This is a genomic window from Pseudomonas sp. RL_5y_Pfl2_69, from assembly GCF_963970465.1.
Taxonomy (GTDB): Bacteria; Pseudomonadota; Gammaproteobacteria; order Pseudomonadales; family Pseudomonadaceae; genus Aquipseudomonas.
In genome coordinates, this window is record NZ_CAXAOU010000005.1 from 118,688 (window position 1) to 134,047 (window position 15,360).

Below are 15,360 nucleotides of genomic sequence, written 5' to 3' on the forward strand. Positions count from 1 at the left end.
CGAAGGGTTGCACCGCAACCCGTTTCCCCGACCCCTTACATATCTGCTCGCAGCCTTCGGCAGCGACTACAAAGTGAATCACACACAGGAACCGACCATGAAAATATCCCGTCAGGCCTACGCCGACATGTTCGGCCCCACCGTGGGTGACAAGGTTCGTTTGGCCGATACCGAGCTGTGGGTCGAGGTCGAGCAGGACTTCACCACCTATGGCGAAGAAGTGAAGTTTGGCGGCGGCAAAGTGATTCGCGACGGTATGGGCCAAAGCCAGTTGCTCGCCAGCGAGGTGGTCGACACCCTGATCACCAACGCACTGATCATCGATCACTGGGGCATCGTCAAGGCCGATGTCGGCCTCAAGAACGGTCGCATCCACGCCATCGGCAAAGCCGGCAACCCGGATATCCAGCCCAATGTGACCATTGCCATCGGCGCCAGCACCGAAGTGATCGCGGGCGAAGGCATGATCCTCACCGCAGGCGGTATCGACACCCATATCCACTTCATCTGCCCGCAGCAGATCGAAGAAGCGCTCAACAGCGGCGTCACCACCATGATCGGCGGCGGCACCGGCCCGGCCACCGGCACCAATGCCACCACCTGCACCCCGGGCCCCTGGCATATGGCGCGCATGCTCCAGGCCGCCGATTCGTTCCCGATGAACATGGGCTTTACCGGCAAGGGCAACGCCAGCCTGCCGCAACCGCTGATCGAACAGGTCGAGGCCGGGGCCATCGGCCTCAAGCTGCACGAAGACTGGGGCACCACCCCCGCGTCCATCGACAACTGCCTGAATGTCGCCGACCTGTATGACGTGCAAGTGGCGATTCACAGCGACACCCTGAACGAGTCGGGCTTTGTCGAAACCACCCTCGCCGCCTTCAAGGGCCGCACCATCCACACCTATCACACCGAAGGGGCCGGTGGCGGCCATGCGCCGGACATCATCAAGGCCTGCGGCCTGGTCAATGTGCTGCCCAGCTCCACCAACCCGACCCGGCCCTTTACCCGCAACACCATCGACGAACACCTCGACATGTTGATGGTGTGCCATCACCTCGACCCGAGCATCGCCGAGGACGTGGCTTTCGCCGAAAGCCGTATTCGCCGCGAAACCATTGCCGCCGAGGACATCCTCCATGACCTGGGCGCGTTCTCGATGATCAGCTCCGACAGCCAGGCGATGGGCCGGGTGGGCGAAGTCATCACGCGCACCTGGCAGACCGCCGACAAAATGAAGAAGCAGCGCGGCCCATTGCCCGAAGATGCCGTGGGCAACGATAACTTCCGCGCCAAACGCTACATCGCCAAGTACACCATCAACCCGGCCATCACCCACGGCGTGAGCCATGAAGTGGGGTCGATCGAGGTGGGCAAGTGGGCTGATCTGGTGCTGTGGCGCCCGGCGTTTTTTGGGGTCAAGCCCACGCTGATCCTCAAGGGTGGCGCCATTGCCGCAAGCCTGATGGGTGATCCCAACGCCTCCATCCCCACCCCGCAACCCGTGCATTACCGCCCGATGTTCGCCAGCTACGGCGGCTCGCGCCATGCCACCTGCCTGACCTTTATCAGCCAGGCCGCGTTCGACGCAGGCGTACCCGCCGCGCTGGGTTTGCAAAAGCAAATCGCGGTGGTCAAGGGCTGCCGTGATGTGCAAAAAACCGACCTGATTCACAACGGTTATTTGCCCAACATCGAAGTCGACCCCCAGACCTATCAGGTCAAGGCCGACGGTGTGTTGCTGTGGTGTGAACCGGCTGATGTGTTGCCGATGGCACAGCGCTACTTTCTGTTCTGATGCCCTGCGTTTGCAGGGGATTGGCGGTTGTATTGAAAAGCTGCTTTTGGCGTTAAGATGCGTCACCTTTCAATACAGCCGCTCTTGCAGCAAGGTTTGTGGCCATGCGCCTATCTGAATTCATCGTCCACAATGTTGATCGTATCGTCGATGAATGGGAGCAATTTGCCGAAACCATCACACCGGCTGCCGACTCCATGACCAGCCTGGCGTTGCGCGACCATGCCAAAGAGATCCTGCTGGCCGCATCCCGGGACATGAACACTGCGCAAACGGCCAGCGAACAGCAGGCCAAGGCCGAGGGCGAAGGCCCCGAGACCAGCCCTGCCCTGGATGAAGCCGCCGCCAGCCACGGCGAACTGCGCCATACCGTGGGGTTTGATCTGGTACAGATGACCTCGGAGTTCCGCCATTTGCGCGCCTGCGTGATCCGCCTGTGGGTCGCCAGCATCGACGCTCCGGCCCTTTCACACATGCAGGACATGATCCGTTTCAACGAGGCCATCGATCAGGCCCTGGCCGAGTCAACGGCGGCCTACGCCGAACAGGTCAGTCGTTCGCGGGATATCTTCCTCGCCATCCTCGGCCATGACCTGCGCGCACCGTTGCAGGCGGTGAGCATGTCCACTGAAATGCTGGAGCGCAAAGCCCGGCTCGACGCCGATGCGTTGACGTATGTGCTGGCCATCAAGAATGGTGCCCGCCATATGGGGACGATGGTCAATGACCTGCTGGAGTTTGTGCGCAGCCGACTGGGCAGCAACCTGCCGATCGAACCCAAGCCCATGGATCTGGCCGTCGCCTGCCAGGCAGCGCTGGACGAAGCCTGTGCCGGGCAACCCGACCGCGCCCCGAGCCTGCAGGTTGAAGGCGATGTGCAAGGCCATTGGGATCCGCGCAGGCTGGGGCAGCTGCTTCAGAACCTGATCGGCAATGCGCTGCAGCACGGCGCCCGCAAAGGCCAAGTGACGTTGAGCCTGAGCGGGGACGCGAGCGACGTGACCTTGCGCGTCCACAACCTTGGCCTGCCCATTGCCCAGGACGCCATTGCCACCCTGTTCGACCCGCTGGTACGCAGCCCGAGCGAAGACATCACCCAGCCGGGCACGTCGACCAGCCTGGGGCTTGGCCTGTTTATCATCAAGGAAGTGGTGGACGCCCATAAGGGCAGCATCGACGTGACCTCGACCGAAGCCGAGGGCACGACGTTTACCGTGGTGTTGCCTAGAAACACCTGAGCCCTCTGTGGGAGCGGGCTTGCTCGCGATTCAGTCGCCGCGGTTCAACAGGAACATCGCGCCGATACCATCGCAGGCAAGCCAGCGCCCACAAAGCCTGTGGGCATGCTTCTATTGCGTCACAAAGCGCCCCAACTGCTGCTTGAGCCGCTGGTTTTCGGCCCGCAACTGCTGCACTTCTTCGAGCAGGTCCAGCGCCAGGGCGACGCCTTCCCACTCTATTTGCAGATCATCACGCAGCTTGGCCGCACGCCTGGCGATGACCAATTCGTAGTCTTCAAAACGCCACACGTCAGGCGTGCGGCCCTGAGGTTCGATAATTCCGTGTTCGACAATCTCTATCACGTAAGTGGCCGGGATATTGGCCTCTTCGCAGAACCTTTCCATGTCCAGCTGAACGATCAGGGTGCTGCTCATGATCAGTTACTCCATTGTTCTCTCGGGTCAAATGCAGCTTTGTCGGCGAGTTCTTGCCACAGTGCTTTGGTGGCCTCGTCGGTCTGTTTGGGCATGACCACTTTCAATTGGGCATACAAGTCACCGCGCTGGCCTTGCTTGTCCGCCAGGCCGTGGCCCTTGATGCGCATGCGCTGACCGCTCTGGCTGTCAGGGCGAATGGTCATCATCACCTTGCTGGTCAGGGTCGGTATCGCCACCTTGGTGCCCAGCGCAGCTTCCCACGGGGCCAATGGCACCGTGATGACCAGGTCGTGGCCTTCGACATCGAATTTAGGGTGCGGCGCAAAACGGATGATCAGGTACAGATCACCGTTGGCTCCGCCGCCCATGCCCGGTGCGCCCTGCCCTTTAAGGCGGATGCGCTCGCCGTCGGTCACACCGGCAGGAATTTTCACGCTCAGGGTCTTGCTGGTATCGCCGATCTGGAAGCTGATCTGCTTCGACTCACCAGACAGGGTTTCTTCAAGAAAAATCGGCAATTCCATTTCTACATCCTGCCCGCGACGGCCCGCACTGCGGCCCGATTGCCCACCAAATCCATTACCGCGCGAACCGAAGATCGAGCTGAAAAAGTCTGAAAAATCGCCGTTGTTCTCGAAACCACCACTGGAATGACCCTGCCAGCCCGGCGGCCCCTGGAAGGGCTGGCCATGCTGGCCGTACTTACGAATCTCATCGTATTCGGCGCGTTTTTCGGCACTTTTCAGTGCTTCATACGCTTCGTTGACGTCCTTGAACTTGCTCTCGGCGTCCTTTTCCTTGCTGACATCCGGGTGATATTTGCGCGCCAGCTTGCGATAGGCGGTCTTGATCGCCTTGTCGTCAGCCGTGGGCTCGACACCCAGGATCTTGTAATAGTCTTTGAAGTCCATGTAAGGATCACCATCCGTTATCAATATCGCGCCGTTCCAGGTCACCCAGAATGCTCTGGCTGACCGGCCTGTCGATTGACCGGTCTCAATCATGTGACGGAACGCCGCTGCAAAAGTTTATCGGCAGCCTACGGGCTTCACTCAATCGCCTGACAACTACCAAGCCAATGTCTGGAAGTTTGGGGGTGAAGGATAGTCTTTCAAGTGGATTAAAACCTACGAATTAGCGAATCGTCGCCCTTCGATTCTTCAGCGGTCTGACATACACTGCGCGGCCGTTTTTTAACCGGAACATGAAAGACATGAAAAGCGCCTCTCCAGCACGTGCCTGCGGTATCGACTTCGGCACGTCCAACTCCACCGTCGGCTGGCTTCGCCCAGGCGTGGAAACCCTCATCGCGCTGGAGGACGACAAGATCACCCTGCCCTCAGTGGTGTTCTTCAATATTGAAGAACGCCGCCCGGTGTATGGCCGTCTGGCGCTGCATGAGTACCTGGAAGGCTACGAAGGCCGCCTGATGCGCTCGCTCAAGAGCCTGCTGGGTTCCAAGCTGATCAAGCACGACACCAGCGTTCTGGGCACGGCGATGCCGTTCAAGGACTTGCTGGGGCTGTTTATCGCCCAGCTTAAAAAACGCGCCGAAGCGACCGCCGGTCGAGAATTTGAAGAAGTGGTGTTGGGACGCCCGGTTTTTTTCGTCGATGACGATCCCCTGGCCGACCAGGAAGCCGAAAACACCCTGACCGACGTGGCCCGTGCCATCGGGTTCAAGGAAGTGTCCTTCCAGTACGAACCGATCGCGGCGGCATTCGACTATGAGTCCACTATCGAACGCGAAGAGCTGGTACTGATCGTCGACATCGGTGGCGGTACTTCCGACTTCTCGCTGGTGCGTCTGTCGCCCGAGCGTCGTGGCATGGACAACCGCCAGGACGATATCCTCGCCACCGGCGGTGTTCACGTGGGCGGGACCGACTTCGACAAACAACTGAGCCTGCAAGGCGTGATGCCGTTGTTCGGCTACGGCAGCCGCATGAAAAGCGGGGCCTACATGCCCACCAGCCACCACATGAACCTGGCGACCTGGCACACCATCAACTCGGTGTACTCGCAAAAATCCCAGTTGGCCCTGGGCAGCATGCGCTACGACATTGAAGACACCGGTGGCATCGACCGTCTGTTCAAGCTGATCGAGCAGCGTGCCGGTCACTGGCTGGCGATGGAAATCGAAGAAACCAAGATCCAGTTGACCCACAACGACAGCCGTCACTTGCCGCTGGATCGGGTTGAAGCGGGACTGAGCGTGGACTTGAGCCGCGGGATGTTCGAAGCCGCCATCGACAATCAGCTGGAGCGCATCCGCAACAGCGTGACCAACCTGCTCACCAGTGCAGGCGTGGGTGTCGAGCAGGTGGATACAGTGTTCTTCACCGGGGGTTCGAGTGGCATTCCGGCATTGCGCCAGAGCGTAGCGGCCATGCTGCCCAATGCCCGACACGTTGAAGGCAACATCTTCGGCAGCATCGGCAGCGGTTTGGCGATTGAAGCTAAAAAGCGTTACGGCTAATACCCTCACCCCAACCCTCTCCCACCGGGAGAGGGTCAGGGTAAGCTGTTAAACCAGCCCCACCTGCTTCAACTCACTCTTCAGGTACGCATAATAAATCGGCCCGGCTACCACTCCCGGCAGGCCGAAGGCTGCCTCGAATACCAGCATCGCCAGCAGCAATTCCCACGATTTGGCGCTGATCTGCCCGCCCACAATTCTGGCGTTGAGAAAGTACTCCAGCTTGTGGATAACAATCAGGTAGCCCAACGCACCCACCGCCACCCAGATCGACAGCGACAAGCCGACTATGGTGATCAGCGTGTTGGAGATCAGGTTGCCGATCACCGGCAGCAAGCCCAGCAGGAAGGTCAGCACGATCAGGGTTTTGGTCAGCGGCAAGTGAACGCCAAGCAGCGGCAGGATCACGGCCAGAAAGACCCCGGTAAACGCGGTGTTGAGCAGCGCAATCTTGATCTGCGCGAACACGATATTGCGAAACGCCTGTACCAGCAGGTGCAGACGCTCGAACAGCGCGGCAGACAGCGGCTTGCGACGGCTGATATCGGGAATGGTCTGCAAGGCCATGATGGCCCCCAGCACCATGCCGATCAGCAGGGTCACGAACATGTGTGCCGCGTCTTTGCCCACCAGTTGCAGATCGCTGAGGTGCTTGTTCATCCACTGCCCGATGGCAATCCGAAACTCGGCAGCGCTGGCAGGCAGGTAACTGTCCAGAAACGGCGGCAATTGACCCCGAGCCCGGTCAACCACGACCATGAATTTGTTGAGTGAGGCCCCAGGGTTTTCGGCTTCATGCAGCAAAAAGCTGATGGCCCCGGCAAAAATCAGCGCCAGCACACTGACAATCAGCGTGCCCAGCAACGCCACTGCCAGCCACCGCGCACGACGCCCGGCAATCAGGCGCTGCAGTTGGGGGGTGAGCATGTTGACCAGTTCGAACACCAACAACCCTGCCAGCAGGCTGGGCAACAAACGCAACGGAAAGACCAGTAGCAGGCCGCCAGCAATGATGATGTAGCTGGCCAACACGATGTGACGCTGAGAAAACGATGGCATACAGCCTCAAAACTGACAGCGTGAAAGGAAAGGCAGTCTGCCAGCCTTCGGCGGGGAGCACTAGAATTTACACACCCCTTGTAGCCGCTGAGGAGCGGAGCGAGGCTGCGATCGGCGACGTAGTCGTCGTAAATGCAGCCACTCTGCTTTTCTGACTTGCCGAGTTTTCCGGGTTTACGAGGACTACGTCCTCGATCGCAGCCTCGCTCCGCTCCTCAGCGACTACACAGGCAGGCTTTATTTTTTCTTCAGGCAATCGCTCATGAAGGCTTTGCGCGCATCGCCCTTGAGGTCCTGGGTACCGGCGGTGGCGTTGCAGGTTTTCATTTTGTCTTGCTGCGTGGCCGGTTTGGCTTTGAGGCAGGTGCTCATGAAGGCTTTGCGCTCATCCCCCTTGAGGGCTTTGGCACTGGCGTCAGCGTTACAGGTGGTCATTTTGTTCTGCTGGGCAGTGGCCGCAAAACCCTGGGAGCACAGCAGCAGACCGATCAGCAGCAGAGGAACACGCAACATCTTCATGGAGTTTTCTCCTTGTTGACGCGCCAAGTGGCAGCGCAATTCTCTGAAGTGTAGACAAACTCTGTTACATCGTTATCCGTTGCACCCTCTGGCGCTCAAACATCGCGACTTGCTGGCTGACAGTGGATAATCGCCACTTATTAATCGTGTGGTTGTCCTGATGCAATACGCTTACCCGCTACTGGCCATTTTTATCTGGGCCGGCAATACCGTGATTAACAAGTTGGCAGTGGGCGCAATCTTCCCCTCCGAAATCGGCTTTTACCGCTGGCTGCTGGCCGGCCTGCTGTTCACGCCCTTTATGCTCAAACCGGTCATGGCCAACTGGCCTGTCATCCGTGCGAACCTGGGCAAGATCTTCGTACTCGGCGTGCTTGGCATGGCGATTTACCAAAGCCTGGCCTACTACGCGGCAGCCCGGACCTCGGCCACCAATATGGGCATTATCCTGTCGCTGATGCCATTGATGGTGCTTGCGATGTCGATCATCAGCCTGGGCCAGCGCCTGACGGCCGGAGCATTGGTGGGCGCCATTGTGTCGTTTGTCGGGGTACTGGTGGTGGTGTCGAGCGGCAGTCTCGCGGCCTTGCTCGATCATGGCCTGAACCTGGGCGACGCGATGATGCTGGTCGCCACCCTGGCCTACGCGATTTACAGCACGCTGCTGAAAAAATGGCAGCTGCGCCTGCCACCACTGCAAATGCTGTACATGCAGGTGCTCGTGGCGATTGTCGTGCTGTTCCCGCTGTACCTGGCCTCCCCCAAGGTCGGCCCGACCGTTCACAACATGGGACTGGTGCTCTACGCCTGTGTGCTGGCGTCGATGATCGCACCCTTGGCCTGGATGAAAGCCGTCGCCACCCTGGGCCCGAGTCGCACCACGCTGTTTTTCAATCTGTTGCCGTTGATTACGGCACTGATTGCTGCCGTGGTGTTGAAAGAGCAATTGCATGCCTACCACCTGATTGGCGGCGCACTGACCCTGGGCGGTGTGATTCTGTCGGAACGGTGGACTACGCCACTTCGCAAAGCCTGACCGCTCTGTCTCAACCTGTGGCCGCTGCCGCAGGCTGCGATGGGCAGCGCAGCGGCCCTCTTTGGCATTCAAGGCAAAGGCCTTGCGGTGGCAGCGGCTACATCCGTTCTGCAGGGCTTATTTCACCGTTTTCGGCACTTTGCCCTGCTGCATTTGCTGCAGCAGTGGCGCGCACTGGTTGGGTTCGCCGCCACTTGGCGCAACCAATGCCAGCAACCCTGCCGCCGGGCCTGCAATCACGCCCAGCGCCACCATGCCGGCACCGCGCAACAGCAACGGTACGGCTTGCACACCCGCCGAAGGGTTGGCGAAGGTGCCGCGCACATACAGCGGTGAACGCAGCGAAAACAAGCGCAGGCCCTTGGACTCAGGGGTGATTTTCAAGTCGAGCTGTTCGGTGGCGAAGTTGACCGTACCGTCGATGTAGATAATCGCGTTCTCGGTATCGAACACAAACAGCCGGGAGCTGGCCAGACCGCTCTTGATCCCGAAGTCCGCTGCCGCGCAGTTGATTTTGACGTCTTCGTCGCCAAAAATCTTGCCCACCACGTAGTTGCCCACGTTCAAGCCAGCTATCTCCATCAGGCTGCGACTGATGGCGCCATCATTGATGATCATTTTCAAATCACCATTGGCAGTGCCCAACAACTTGGCCACCGAGTTGCCGGTCCCGGCAATCGTGGCATCGCCATTGAGTTCACCGAAGCTGGTTTTCATCGGTTCAAACGTGGGAAACAGCTGCTTGAGCTTGAAGTTGCGCGCCGTCAATTTGGCGCTGCCTTTCAACGGCGTCGCACGACCATTGAGGCGGATCTGCGCATCCAGTTTGCCGCCCGCCACGCCAAAGCGCAGCGGCTCAAGGCTCAGCTCACCGTCATTGAGTACCAGATGGGTGAACAGGTCGGTAAACGGCAACTCGGCGCTCTGCACGATGCGCTTGCCGGTGAGTTCAACGTCGGCGTCCATGTCGCGCCAGCGCTCGGTGCGGAACTCTTCGACCGGTAGCACTTTACCCGCTGGCTGCTTGCTTTCACCGCCCCGGGCCTTTTGCTGGGTGTTGGAGTCGGCGCCGATCAAAGGGGCCAGGTCAGCCATCAGCAGTTGGTTGGACACCAGCTTGCCAGACAGCTTTGGCCGCGGCTGGCTGGCCACGTATTTCAGGTCGCCGTGAATATCACTGCTACCGATTTTGCCGTTGAAGTTTTCATAGCTGAAGGTGGCTCCACCGGGCTCACGCAATTGGGCGATCAAATGCCCGTCGGTCGAGTAAGGCGGTGAATCCGGCAAGGTCACGCCGGTCAACGGATAGAGGTTGCTCAGGCTGGTACCGGCCAGCTTCAGGCGCAGGTTCAGCGCCCCCAGATTCAGCGGATCGGTCAAGGTCCCGGCCAGCGCCACCTGTGTATCGGCAATGCTGACCTGGGCTTGCAGCGGGAAAGGCCTGGTCGCGTCCTGCAAGGCCAGCAGGCCGCCAATCTTGCCCGTACCGTTGAGTTTCTGGTCGTGGTACTGGCCTTTGACCTTGAGAGCGAAGGCATAGTCTTGCGCCTGGCCACCTTTCTCCAGGGCCTTTTTCGCGTCCGCTTCGCCGACGATTTCCCTGAAGGGAATAGGCTTGCCCAGTGGGTCGATCAGCACATCCAGTCGGGCTTTGAGGGTTTGGTCATTTAACGTGACGTGGCCCTTGTCGAAGCCGATGGCGCCTATATCAACGGTCCACGCTGACGGCTCGGCGTTCGGGTCCTTGGGGTCGAACGTGAAGTTCCAGTTCGCCCGGCCACCGGCCAGACGCTCAAGGTTGGCGCTGGGCTCGGTCAGGTTGATGCGCGGGATATCCACCGTTTGGGTCAGCAGTGCCAGCGGCGACAGGCGCAGCTCGACTTTCTTGAGGCTGGCCATTTGCGCCGTTTTCGACCATTCGGGGTTGCCCAGGGTCAGGTCTTGGGCAATCACATGGGGCCAGGGCACCCAGGCGCGCCACCCGCCCTCGTCCTCTTCGCGCTGCCAGCGCACGGCCAGATCACCGTTGATGGCAAACGGGCGATGAAGGATTTCGGACACTTTGGTGTTGAGGGTCGGCTTGATGCGGTTCCAGTCGAAGGTAGCGAGGATCACCACCAGCACAGCCACCAACAGCACGAGAATACCGCCTGTCCAGGCAAGGGTTTTACGGGTGCGCGTCATGTCGCGGCTCCTTGAATTCGACTCAACGTCCCAGTTACGACGCCTCTGAATGTACGACTGGCAAAGACGTCTGAAGGTTTAACCCCGGTACGACTTTCGTGTAAAAAACCTCGGAAGCCTCAGGCTAGAGCCCCCGAATCTGAACAATCAATTCTGTCGATTATCACCATTGCCCGTATGAACTTTGATATCCGGTAGCCAAGCGTAGCATTGCCTCAACACCTACTTAGTTGCACTGCTACGGAGCACACACCATGAAACGCCCATTACTGCTTGGCCTTACCCTTTCACTTTTTGCCGTCAACGCTTTTGCCCTGCCAGCCGACGACGAGCCAACCCCAATGGTACAACCTGCATCGAGCACGTTGAGCCAACCCCTCAACCCGGTGGCTGAAGATGGCGCGCAACGTACCCTGGATCAGCAAAATCGCGTCGCTGAAGATGGCTACGATCGCACCCCAAGCAATCAGTTTGTCGCCGAAGGTGGCGCTGATCGTCTGGCCGAGCGCAATCAACGTGCGAGCTAAGCCTTTCGTAGCAGTTGCCGCAGGCTGCGTTCGGTTGCGTAGCAATCGTAAATCCTGAGAAACGGGTTTACCTGAAACACCGTAGAACCTGATTTTGCGACGGCTACGCCATCGAACGCAGCTTGCGGCAGCTGCTAAGAGAAGATTGAAGCCTTCACCGTTCGACGCCATCAAAGCCGATTTGCTAGAGTGCGCCGCTGTACTTGTCTGGAATACCAGCCCCGATGCTGCCCCGCGCCGAACAGAAGCAACAAACCCGCCTTGCGCTGATGGATGCTGCCCGCCACTTGATGGAATCGGGTCGCGGCTTTGGCAGCCTGAGCCTGCGCGAAGTCGCAAAAACGGCGGGCATCGTGCCTACCGGTTTTTATCGTCACTTCAGCGACATGGACCAGTTGGGCCTGGCACTGGTCAGTGAAGTCGGCCAGACCTTTCGCGAAACCATTCGCCTGGTGCGCCACAACGAACTGTTCATGGGCGGCGTGATCAACGCGTCGGTGCGCATCTTTCTCGACGTGGTGGAGGCCAATCGCTCGCAGTTTCTGTTTTTGGCCCGCGAGCAGTACGGCGGTTCCCAACCGGTTCGCCAGGCCATTGGCGCACTGCGTGAAGACATCACGTCGGACCTGGCAGCAGACCTTGGCTCCAAACCCAAGTTGCAGCACCTGGACCATGCCGGCCTGACCGTGATCGCCGATCTGGTGGTCAAAAGCGTGTTTGCCGCCCTGCCCGACGTGATTGATCCGCCTGCGGACACCCTGCCCGATCACCTGCAACCCCAGGCCAAAATCAGCCAGCAGCTGCGATTTATCTTCATCGGGCTCAAGCACTGGAAAGGTTTGGGCAGCACGGAGTAATCGTAGGCGCACTGTGTTGGTGCGCCTTCGTACCCCCTGCGCACCCGTTTGGAACACCCTCATCGTCCTGCACCCTTTTTGGGCCTGTATTTGCACCCGTCACCCGGGTTGGCAAGCCCCTTGCTCTGGCTTGGGTAATGTCAATTGCAGGATGCCTTCCGATGTTGGTGATTCATCGCAGAATCCAGCCCCACCCCGTGTGGAGCGCCGAGCTACACCTCAACTTCGAAGCCCGGAGCAAAAGCCGCCTGCGCTGTTTCAGCAGCAGTGGCGAAGACGTGGGACTGTTCCTTGACCGCGGCCAGGCGCCCTTGAATGACGGCGAATTTCTCCAGGCCCAGGACGGACGAATCGTACGCGTGTGCGCCAGCCCGGAAAAACTGCTGCATGTCACCTGCCGCGATGCCTTTGAACTGACCCGTGCGGCTTATCACCTGGGCAACCGCCATGTTGCCCTGCAAGTGGGTGATGGCTGGTTGCGCCTGCTCGATGACTATGTGCTCAAGGCCATGCTGGAGCAATTGGGTGCACACACCGAGGCCATTGAAGCGCCATTTCAACCGGAACACGGCGCCTATGGCGGCGGCCATCATCACTCCCGTGCGGGTGAAGAAGACTTCAACTACGCGCCGCGCCTGCATCAATTTGGCGTTCGCCTGTGAATCCGGCCTGGGCGCTGTTGCGCTTGGCCAGCCCGCAACTGCCCATCGGTGGCTACAGCTATTCCCAGGGGCTGGAAATGGCCGTCGAGAATGGCCGTGTCACTGATCCTGTGACGGCCGCGCGCTGGATCAGCGATCAATTGCTGCTCAATCTGGCCCGCTTCGAAGCGCCGTTGCTGCTCGCCCATTGCCAGGCGGCGGCCGACCAGGACTGGAACACCTTGCAGCGGCTGTGCGATGAACAGCGCGCCAGCCGTGAAACCCGCGAACTGCATCAGGAAAGCCGGCAAATGGGCTATTCCTTGCAACAGTTGCTCACCGGTTTGCCGGAACTGGACGAGCCCGCACGGTTGTTTCTCGCACAACAGCGTGAGCCACATCTGGCCCTTGGCTGGGCATTGGCTGCACGCGCCTGGGGCATCAGTCCTGCAGACGCGCTGGCCGCCTGGCTCTGGAGCTGGCTGGAAAACCAACTGGCGGTACTGATGAAAACCCTGCCACTGGGCCAGCAAGCGGCCCAACGCATGACCAGTGAGTTGTCGCCCGCCCTGCAACAGGCACAGCAACACGCCAGCACCCTCGACTCATCCCACTTGGGCAGCGCCGCTTTCGGCCTGTCGTTGGCGAGCATGGCCCACGAGCGCCAGTACAGCCGCCTGTTTCGTTCCTAGGAGAATGTAATGAACACACAGCCTTTGCGTGTTGGCATCGGTGGCCCGGTGGGCTCCGGCAAAACCGCGCTCACCCTGGCCCTGTGCCTGGCGTTGCGTGAAAAGTACAACCTGGCCGTCGTCACCAACGATATCTATACCCGTGAAGATGCCGACTTTCTGGTGCGCAATGAGGCGCTGGCCCCGGAGCGCATTATCGGGGTTGAAACCGGTGGCTGCCCGCACACGGCGATTCGTGAAGATGCGTCGATCAACCTGGAAGCCGTGGATCAGTTGAACCGCCGTTTTCCGGGGCTGGACCTGATTCTGGTGGAATCGGGTGGGGATAACTTGTCGGCCACCTTCAGCCCGGAACTGTCCGACCTGACGATCTACGTGATCGACGTGTCCGCCGGGGACAAATTGCCACGCAAGGGGGGACCGGGGATCTGTAAATCCGACTTGCTGGTGATTAACAAGATCGACCTGGCGCCGCTGGTGGGCGCCTCGCTGGAACTGATGGACAGCGACACGCGGCGCATGCGCGGCGAAAAGCCGTTTGTGTTCAGCAACCAAAAGACCGGGCTTGGCCTGGATGCCATCGTGGCGTTTATCGAGCGTCAGGGTTTATTGGTTTGACTCGTGGGAGCGGGCTTACTCGCGATGGCATCGCGAGCAAGCCCGCTCCCACATTTACACTCGCGTATTCAGAGTTGAGATCATCCAGGGAATCACGGTGTATCATGTCGCGCAAACGCCCCAGCCGTGACGACGCCCGCCGATGCCTGATGTAGCCAGCTCCGACTTCCCGCTAGAACTGACCGCCACGTTTGCGGCCGTTCAGCAGCATTTTCGCCAGGTCATTGTGCCGCTCTGGCAAGGCCCCGGCTGGAATGCCGAACTAGCGCTGCCCTACGAGGCACTCAGCCCTGAACATCGGCCGCTGCCCCCCCAGCGCTATCGCGCCATGGCCTGTGCGCGGCAACTGTACCTGTTCGCCAGCCTGATCGATGACCCGGCGTTCCCCGACGCCACTGAGCGCGCCGCGGCGCTGTTCCGCTCGCTGCACCAGCATTTTCACGACGCCGAACACGGTGGCTGGTTCTACAGCATCGACCCTGACGGCGCGCCGCTGGATCAACGCAAAGACCTCTACACCCACGCCTTTATCATCTTCGCGTGCGCCCATTACTGGGCCAAAGTACGCGAGCCGCTGGTGGAGTCGGCGCTCAATGGGGCGCTGGAGGTGGTGGCCGAACGCTTCAGTGATGGCAACGGCCTGTACGAAGCCAGCCTGGATCGCGACTGGACTTCACTGAACACCGGCCCCCTGCAAAACCCGTTGATGCACTTGGCTGAAGCCTTTCTGGCCACCCTGTCGGTGCGCGAGGATGCGCCGGTGCATGGCGCACTGCTCGCACTGGCCGAGGCCATGCAGCAGCGCTTTATCGAGCCTGTGCATAACGTCATGCTCGAAAAACCGCGCGGGGCTGTGGATAACTGGTTTGAGCCGGGCCATCAGTTTGAGTGGTTCTTTTTGCTGCAGTCTTCACCACTGCTACGCCAGACACCGCTGCACGGGTCACTGGATCGTGCTTTCGGCTTTGCCGAGCAGGTGGGCGTCGACCCACAGAGTGGCGCGGTCTGCGGCATGCTGGCCCCCGATGGCAGCCTGCGTGATGGCACCCAGCGCATCTGGGCGCAAGCCGAATACCTGCGTGCCCTGACCTTGCGCTCCGACAGCCAGCCACGTCTGCAACGCCAGTTGCTGGCGCTGCAACAGCACTTTTTACATGCCGGTGGCTGGTACGAATGCCGGGATGGCGCAGGGCATGTCAGCCGCGAAGACATGCCGTCGACCACGCCGTATCACCTGGCGACGTGCTACAGCGGGTTGGCGCAGTACTTTAATAACTGACGCCTCCCACAAA

General features: G+C 59.9%; 15 protein-coding genes. 10 read left to right on the top strand and 5 right to left on the bottom strand.

The features are described 5' to 3' along the window. The first annotated feature begins 97 nt into the window (after positions 1-97). Positions 98-1,798, top strand: coding sequence for an urease subunit alpha (gene ureC / locus AACY07_RS10760; protein ID WP_339474773.1), 1,701 nt, complete (start codon positions 98-100; stop codon positions 1,796-1,798). A 104-nt stretch (positions 1,799-1,902) separates the two neighbouring features. Further along, entirely contained in the window at positions 1,903-3,036 is a 1,134-nt protein-coding gene (locus AACY07_RS10765) for a sensor histidine kinase (RefSeq protein ID WP_339474775.1), read from the top strand. A gap of 111 nt (positions 3,037-3,147) precedes the next feature. On the opposite strand, the gene AACY07_RS10770 is transcribed toward AACY07_RS10765, so the two are convergent. Together AACY07_RS10770 and cbpA are read right to left on the bottom strand one after the other, a co-directional pair. Then, complete coding sequence (locus AACY07_RS10770; RefSeq protein ID WP_339474776.1) at positions 3,148-3,453, bottom strand: chaperone modulator CbpM; 306 nt, start codon at positions 3,451-3,453, stop codon at positions 3,148-3,150. A 2-nt stretch (positions 3,454-3,455) separates the two neighbouring features. Then, complete coding sequence (gene cbpA / locus AACY07_RS10775) at positions 3,456-4,367, bottom strand: curved DNA-binding protein (RefSeq protein WP_339474777.1); 912 nt, start codon at positions 4,365-4,367, stop codon at positions 3,456-3,458. Between the two features lie 302 nt (positions 4,368-4,669). Here cbpA and AACY07_RS10780 point away from each other — a divergent pair, with 302 nt between their 5' ends. After that, positions 4,670-5,935 carry an Hsp70 family protein gene (locus AACY07_RS10780; RefSeq protein WP_133078734.1) on the top strand — a complete coding sequence of 422 codons (1,266 nt, stop codon included), beginning with the start codon at positions 4,670-4,672 and terminating at the stop codon, positions 5,933-5,935. 48 nt (positions 5,936-5,983) lie between these two features. Here AACY07_RS10780 and AACY07_RS10785 read toward each other — a convergent pair whose 3' ends face one another. Both AACY07_RS10785 and AACY07_RS10790 read right to left on the bottom strand, forming a co-directional pair. Continuing rightward, positions 5,984-6,994 carry an AI-2E family transporter gene (locus tag AACY07_RS10785; RefSeq protein ID WP_339474778.1) on the bottom strand — a complete coding sequence of 337 codons (1,011 nt, stop codon included), beginning with the start codon at positions 6,992-6,994 and terminating at the stop codon, positions 5,984-5,986. Between the two features lie 237 nt (positions 6,995-7,231). Then, the gene (locus AACY07_RS10790) at positions 7,232-7,513 is read right to left on the bottom strand and encodes a PsiF family protein (RefSeq protein WP_133078732.1); all 282 of its coding nucleotides are present in this window, start codon (positions 7,511-7,513) and stop codon (positions 7,232-7,234) included. Between the two features lie 160 nt (positions 7,514-7,673). Between AACY07_RS10790 and AACY07_RS10795 the strand changes: the two genes are divergently transcribed. After that, entirely contained in the window at positions 7,674-8,549 is an 876-nt protein-coding gene (locus AACY07_RS10795; RefSeq protein ID WP_133078731.1) for a DMT family transporter, read from the top strand. Positions 8,550-8,666: 117 nt separating this feature from the next. On the opposite strand, the gene AACY07_RS10800 is transcribed toward AACY07_RS10795, so the two are convergent. Continuing rightward, the gene (locus AACY07_RS10800; protein WP_339474779.1) at positions 8,667-10,733 is read right to left on the bottom strand and encodes an AsmA family protein; all 2,067 of its coding nucleotides are present in this window, start codon (positions 10,731-10,733) and stop codon (positions 8,667-8,669) included. Between the two features lie 254 nt (positions 10,734-10,987). Here AACY07_RS10800 and AACY07_RS10805 point away from each other — a divergent pair, with 254 nt between their 5' ends. From AACY07_RS10805 to AACY07_RS10830, 6 genes are all read left to right on the top strand, one after another. Then, on the top strand, positions 10,988-11,260 hold the full coding sequence (locus tag AACY07_RS10805) for a hypothetical protein (RefSeq protein WP_133078729.1): 273 nt from the start codon (positions 10,988-10,990) through the stop codon (positions 11,258-11,260). Positions 11,261-11,484: 224 nt separating this feature from the next. Further along, positions 11,485-12,117: a TetR family transcriptional regulator gene (locus tag AACY07_RS10810; RefSeq protein WP_046809184.1), complete on the top strand. Its 633-nt coding sequence runs from the start codon at positions 11,485-11,487 to the stop codon at positions 12,115-12,117. A 161-nt stretch (positions 12,118-12,278) separates the two neighbouring features. Then, complete coding sequence (ureE, locus tag AACY07_RS10815; protein WP_133078728.1) at positions 12,279-12,779, top strand: urease accessory protein UreE; 501 nt, start codon at positions 12,279-12,281, stop codon at positions 12,777-12,779. After that, the gene (locus tag AACY07_RS10820) at positions 12,776-13,450 is read left to right on the top strand and encodes an urease accessory protein UreF (protein ID WP_219262781.1); all 675 of its coding nucleotides are present in this window, start codon (positions 12,776-12,778) and stop codon (positions 13,448-13,450) included. The genes ureE and AACY07_RS10820 overlap by 4 nt, the downstream gene beginning before the upstream one ends. 9 nt (positions 13,451-13,459) lie before the next feature. Then, on the top strand, positions 13,460-14,068 hold the full coding sequence (ureG, locus tag AACY07_RS10825; protein ID WP_339474782.1) for an urease accessory protein UreG: 609 nt from the start codon (positions 13,460-13,462) through the stop codon (positions 14,066-14,068). 142 nt (positions 14,069-14,210) lie between these two features. After that, positions 14,211-15,347: an AGE family epimerase/isomerase gene (locus AACY07_RS10830; protein WP_339474784.1), complete on the top strand. Its 1,137-nt coding sequence runs from the start codon at positions 14,211-14,213 to the stop codon at positions 15,345-15,347. Positions 15,348-15,360 lie beyond the last annotated feature (13 nt).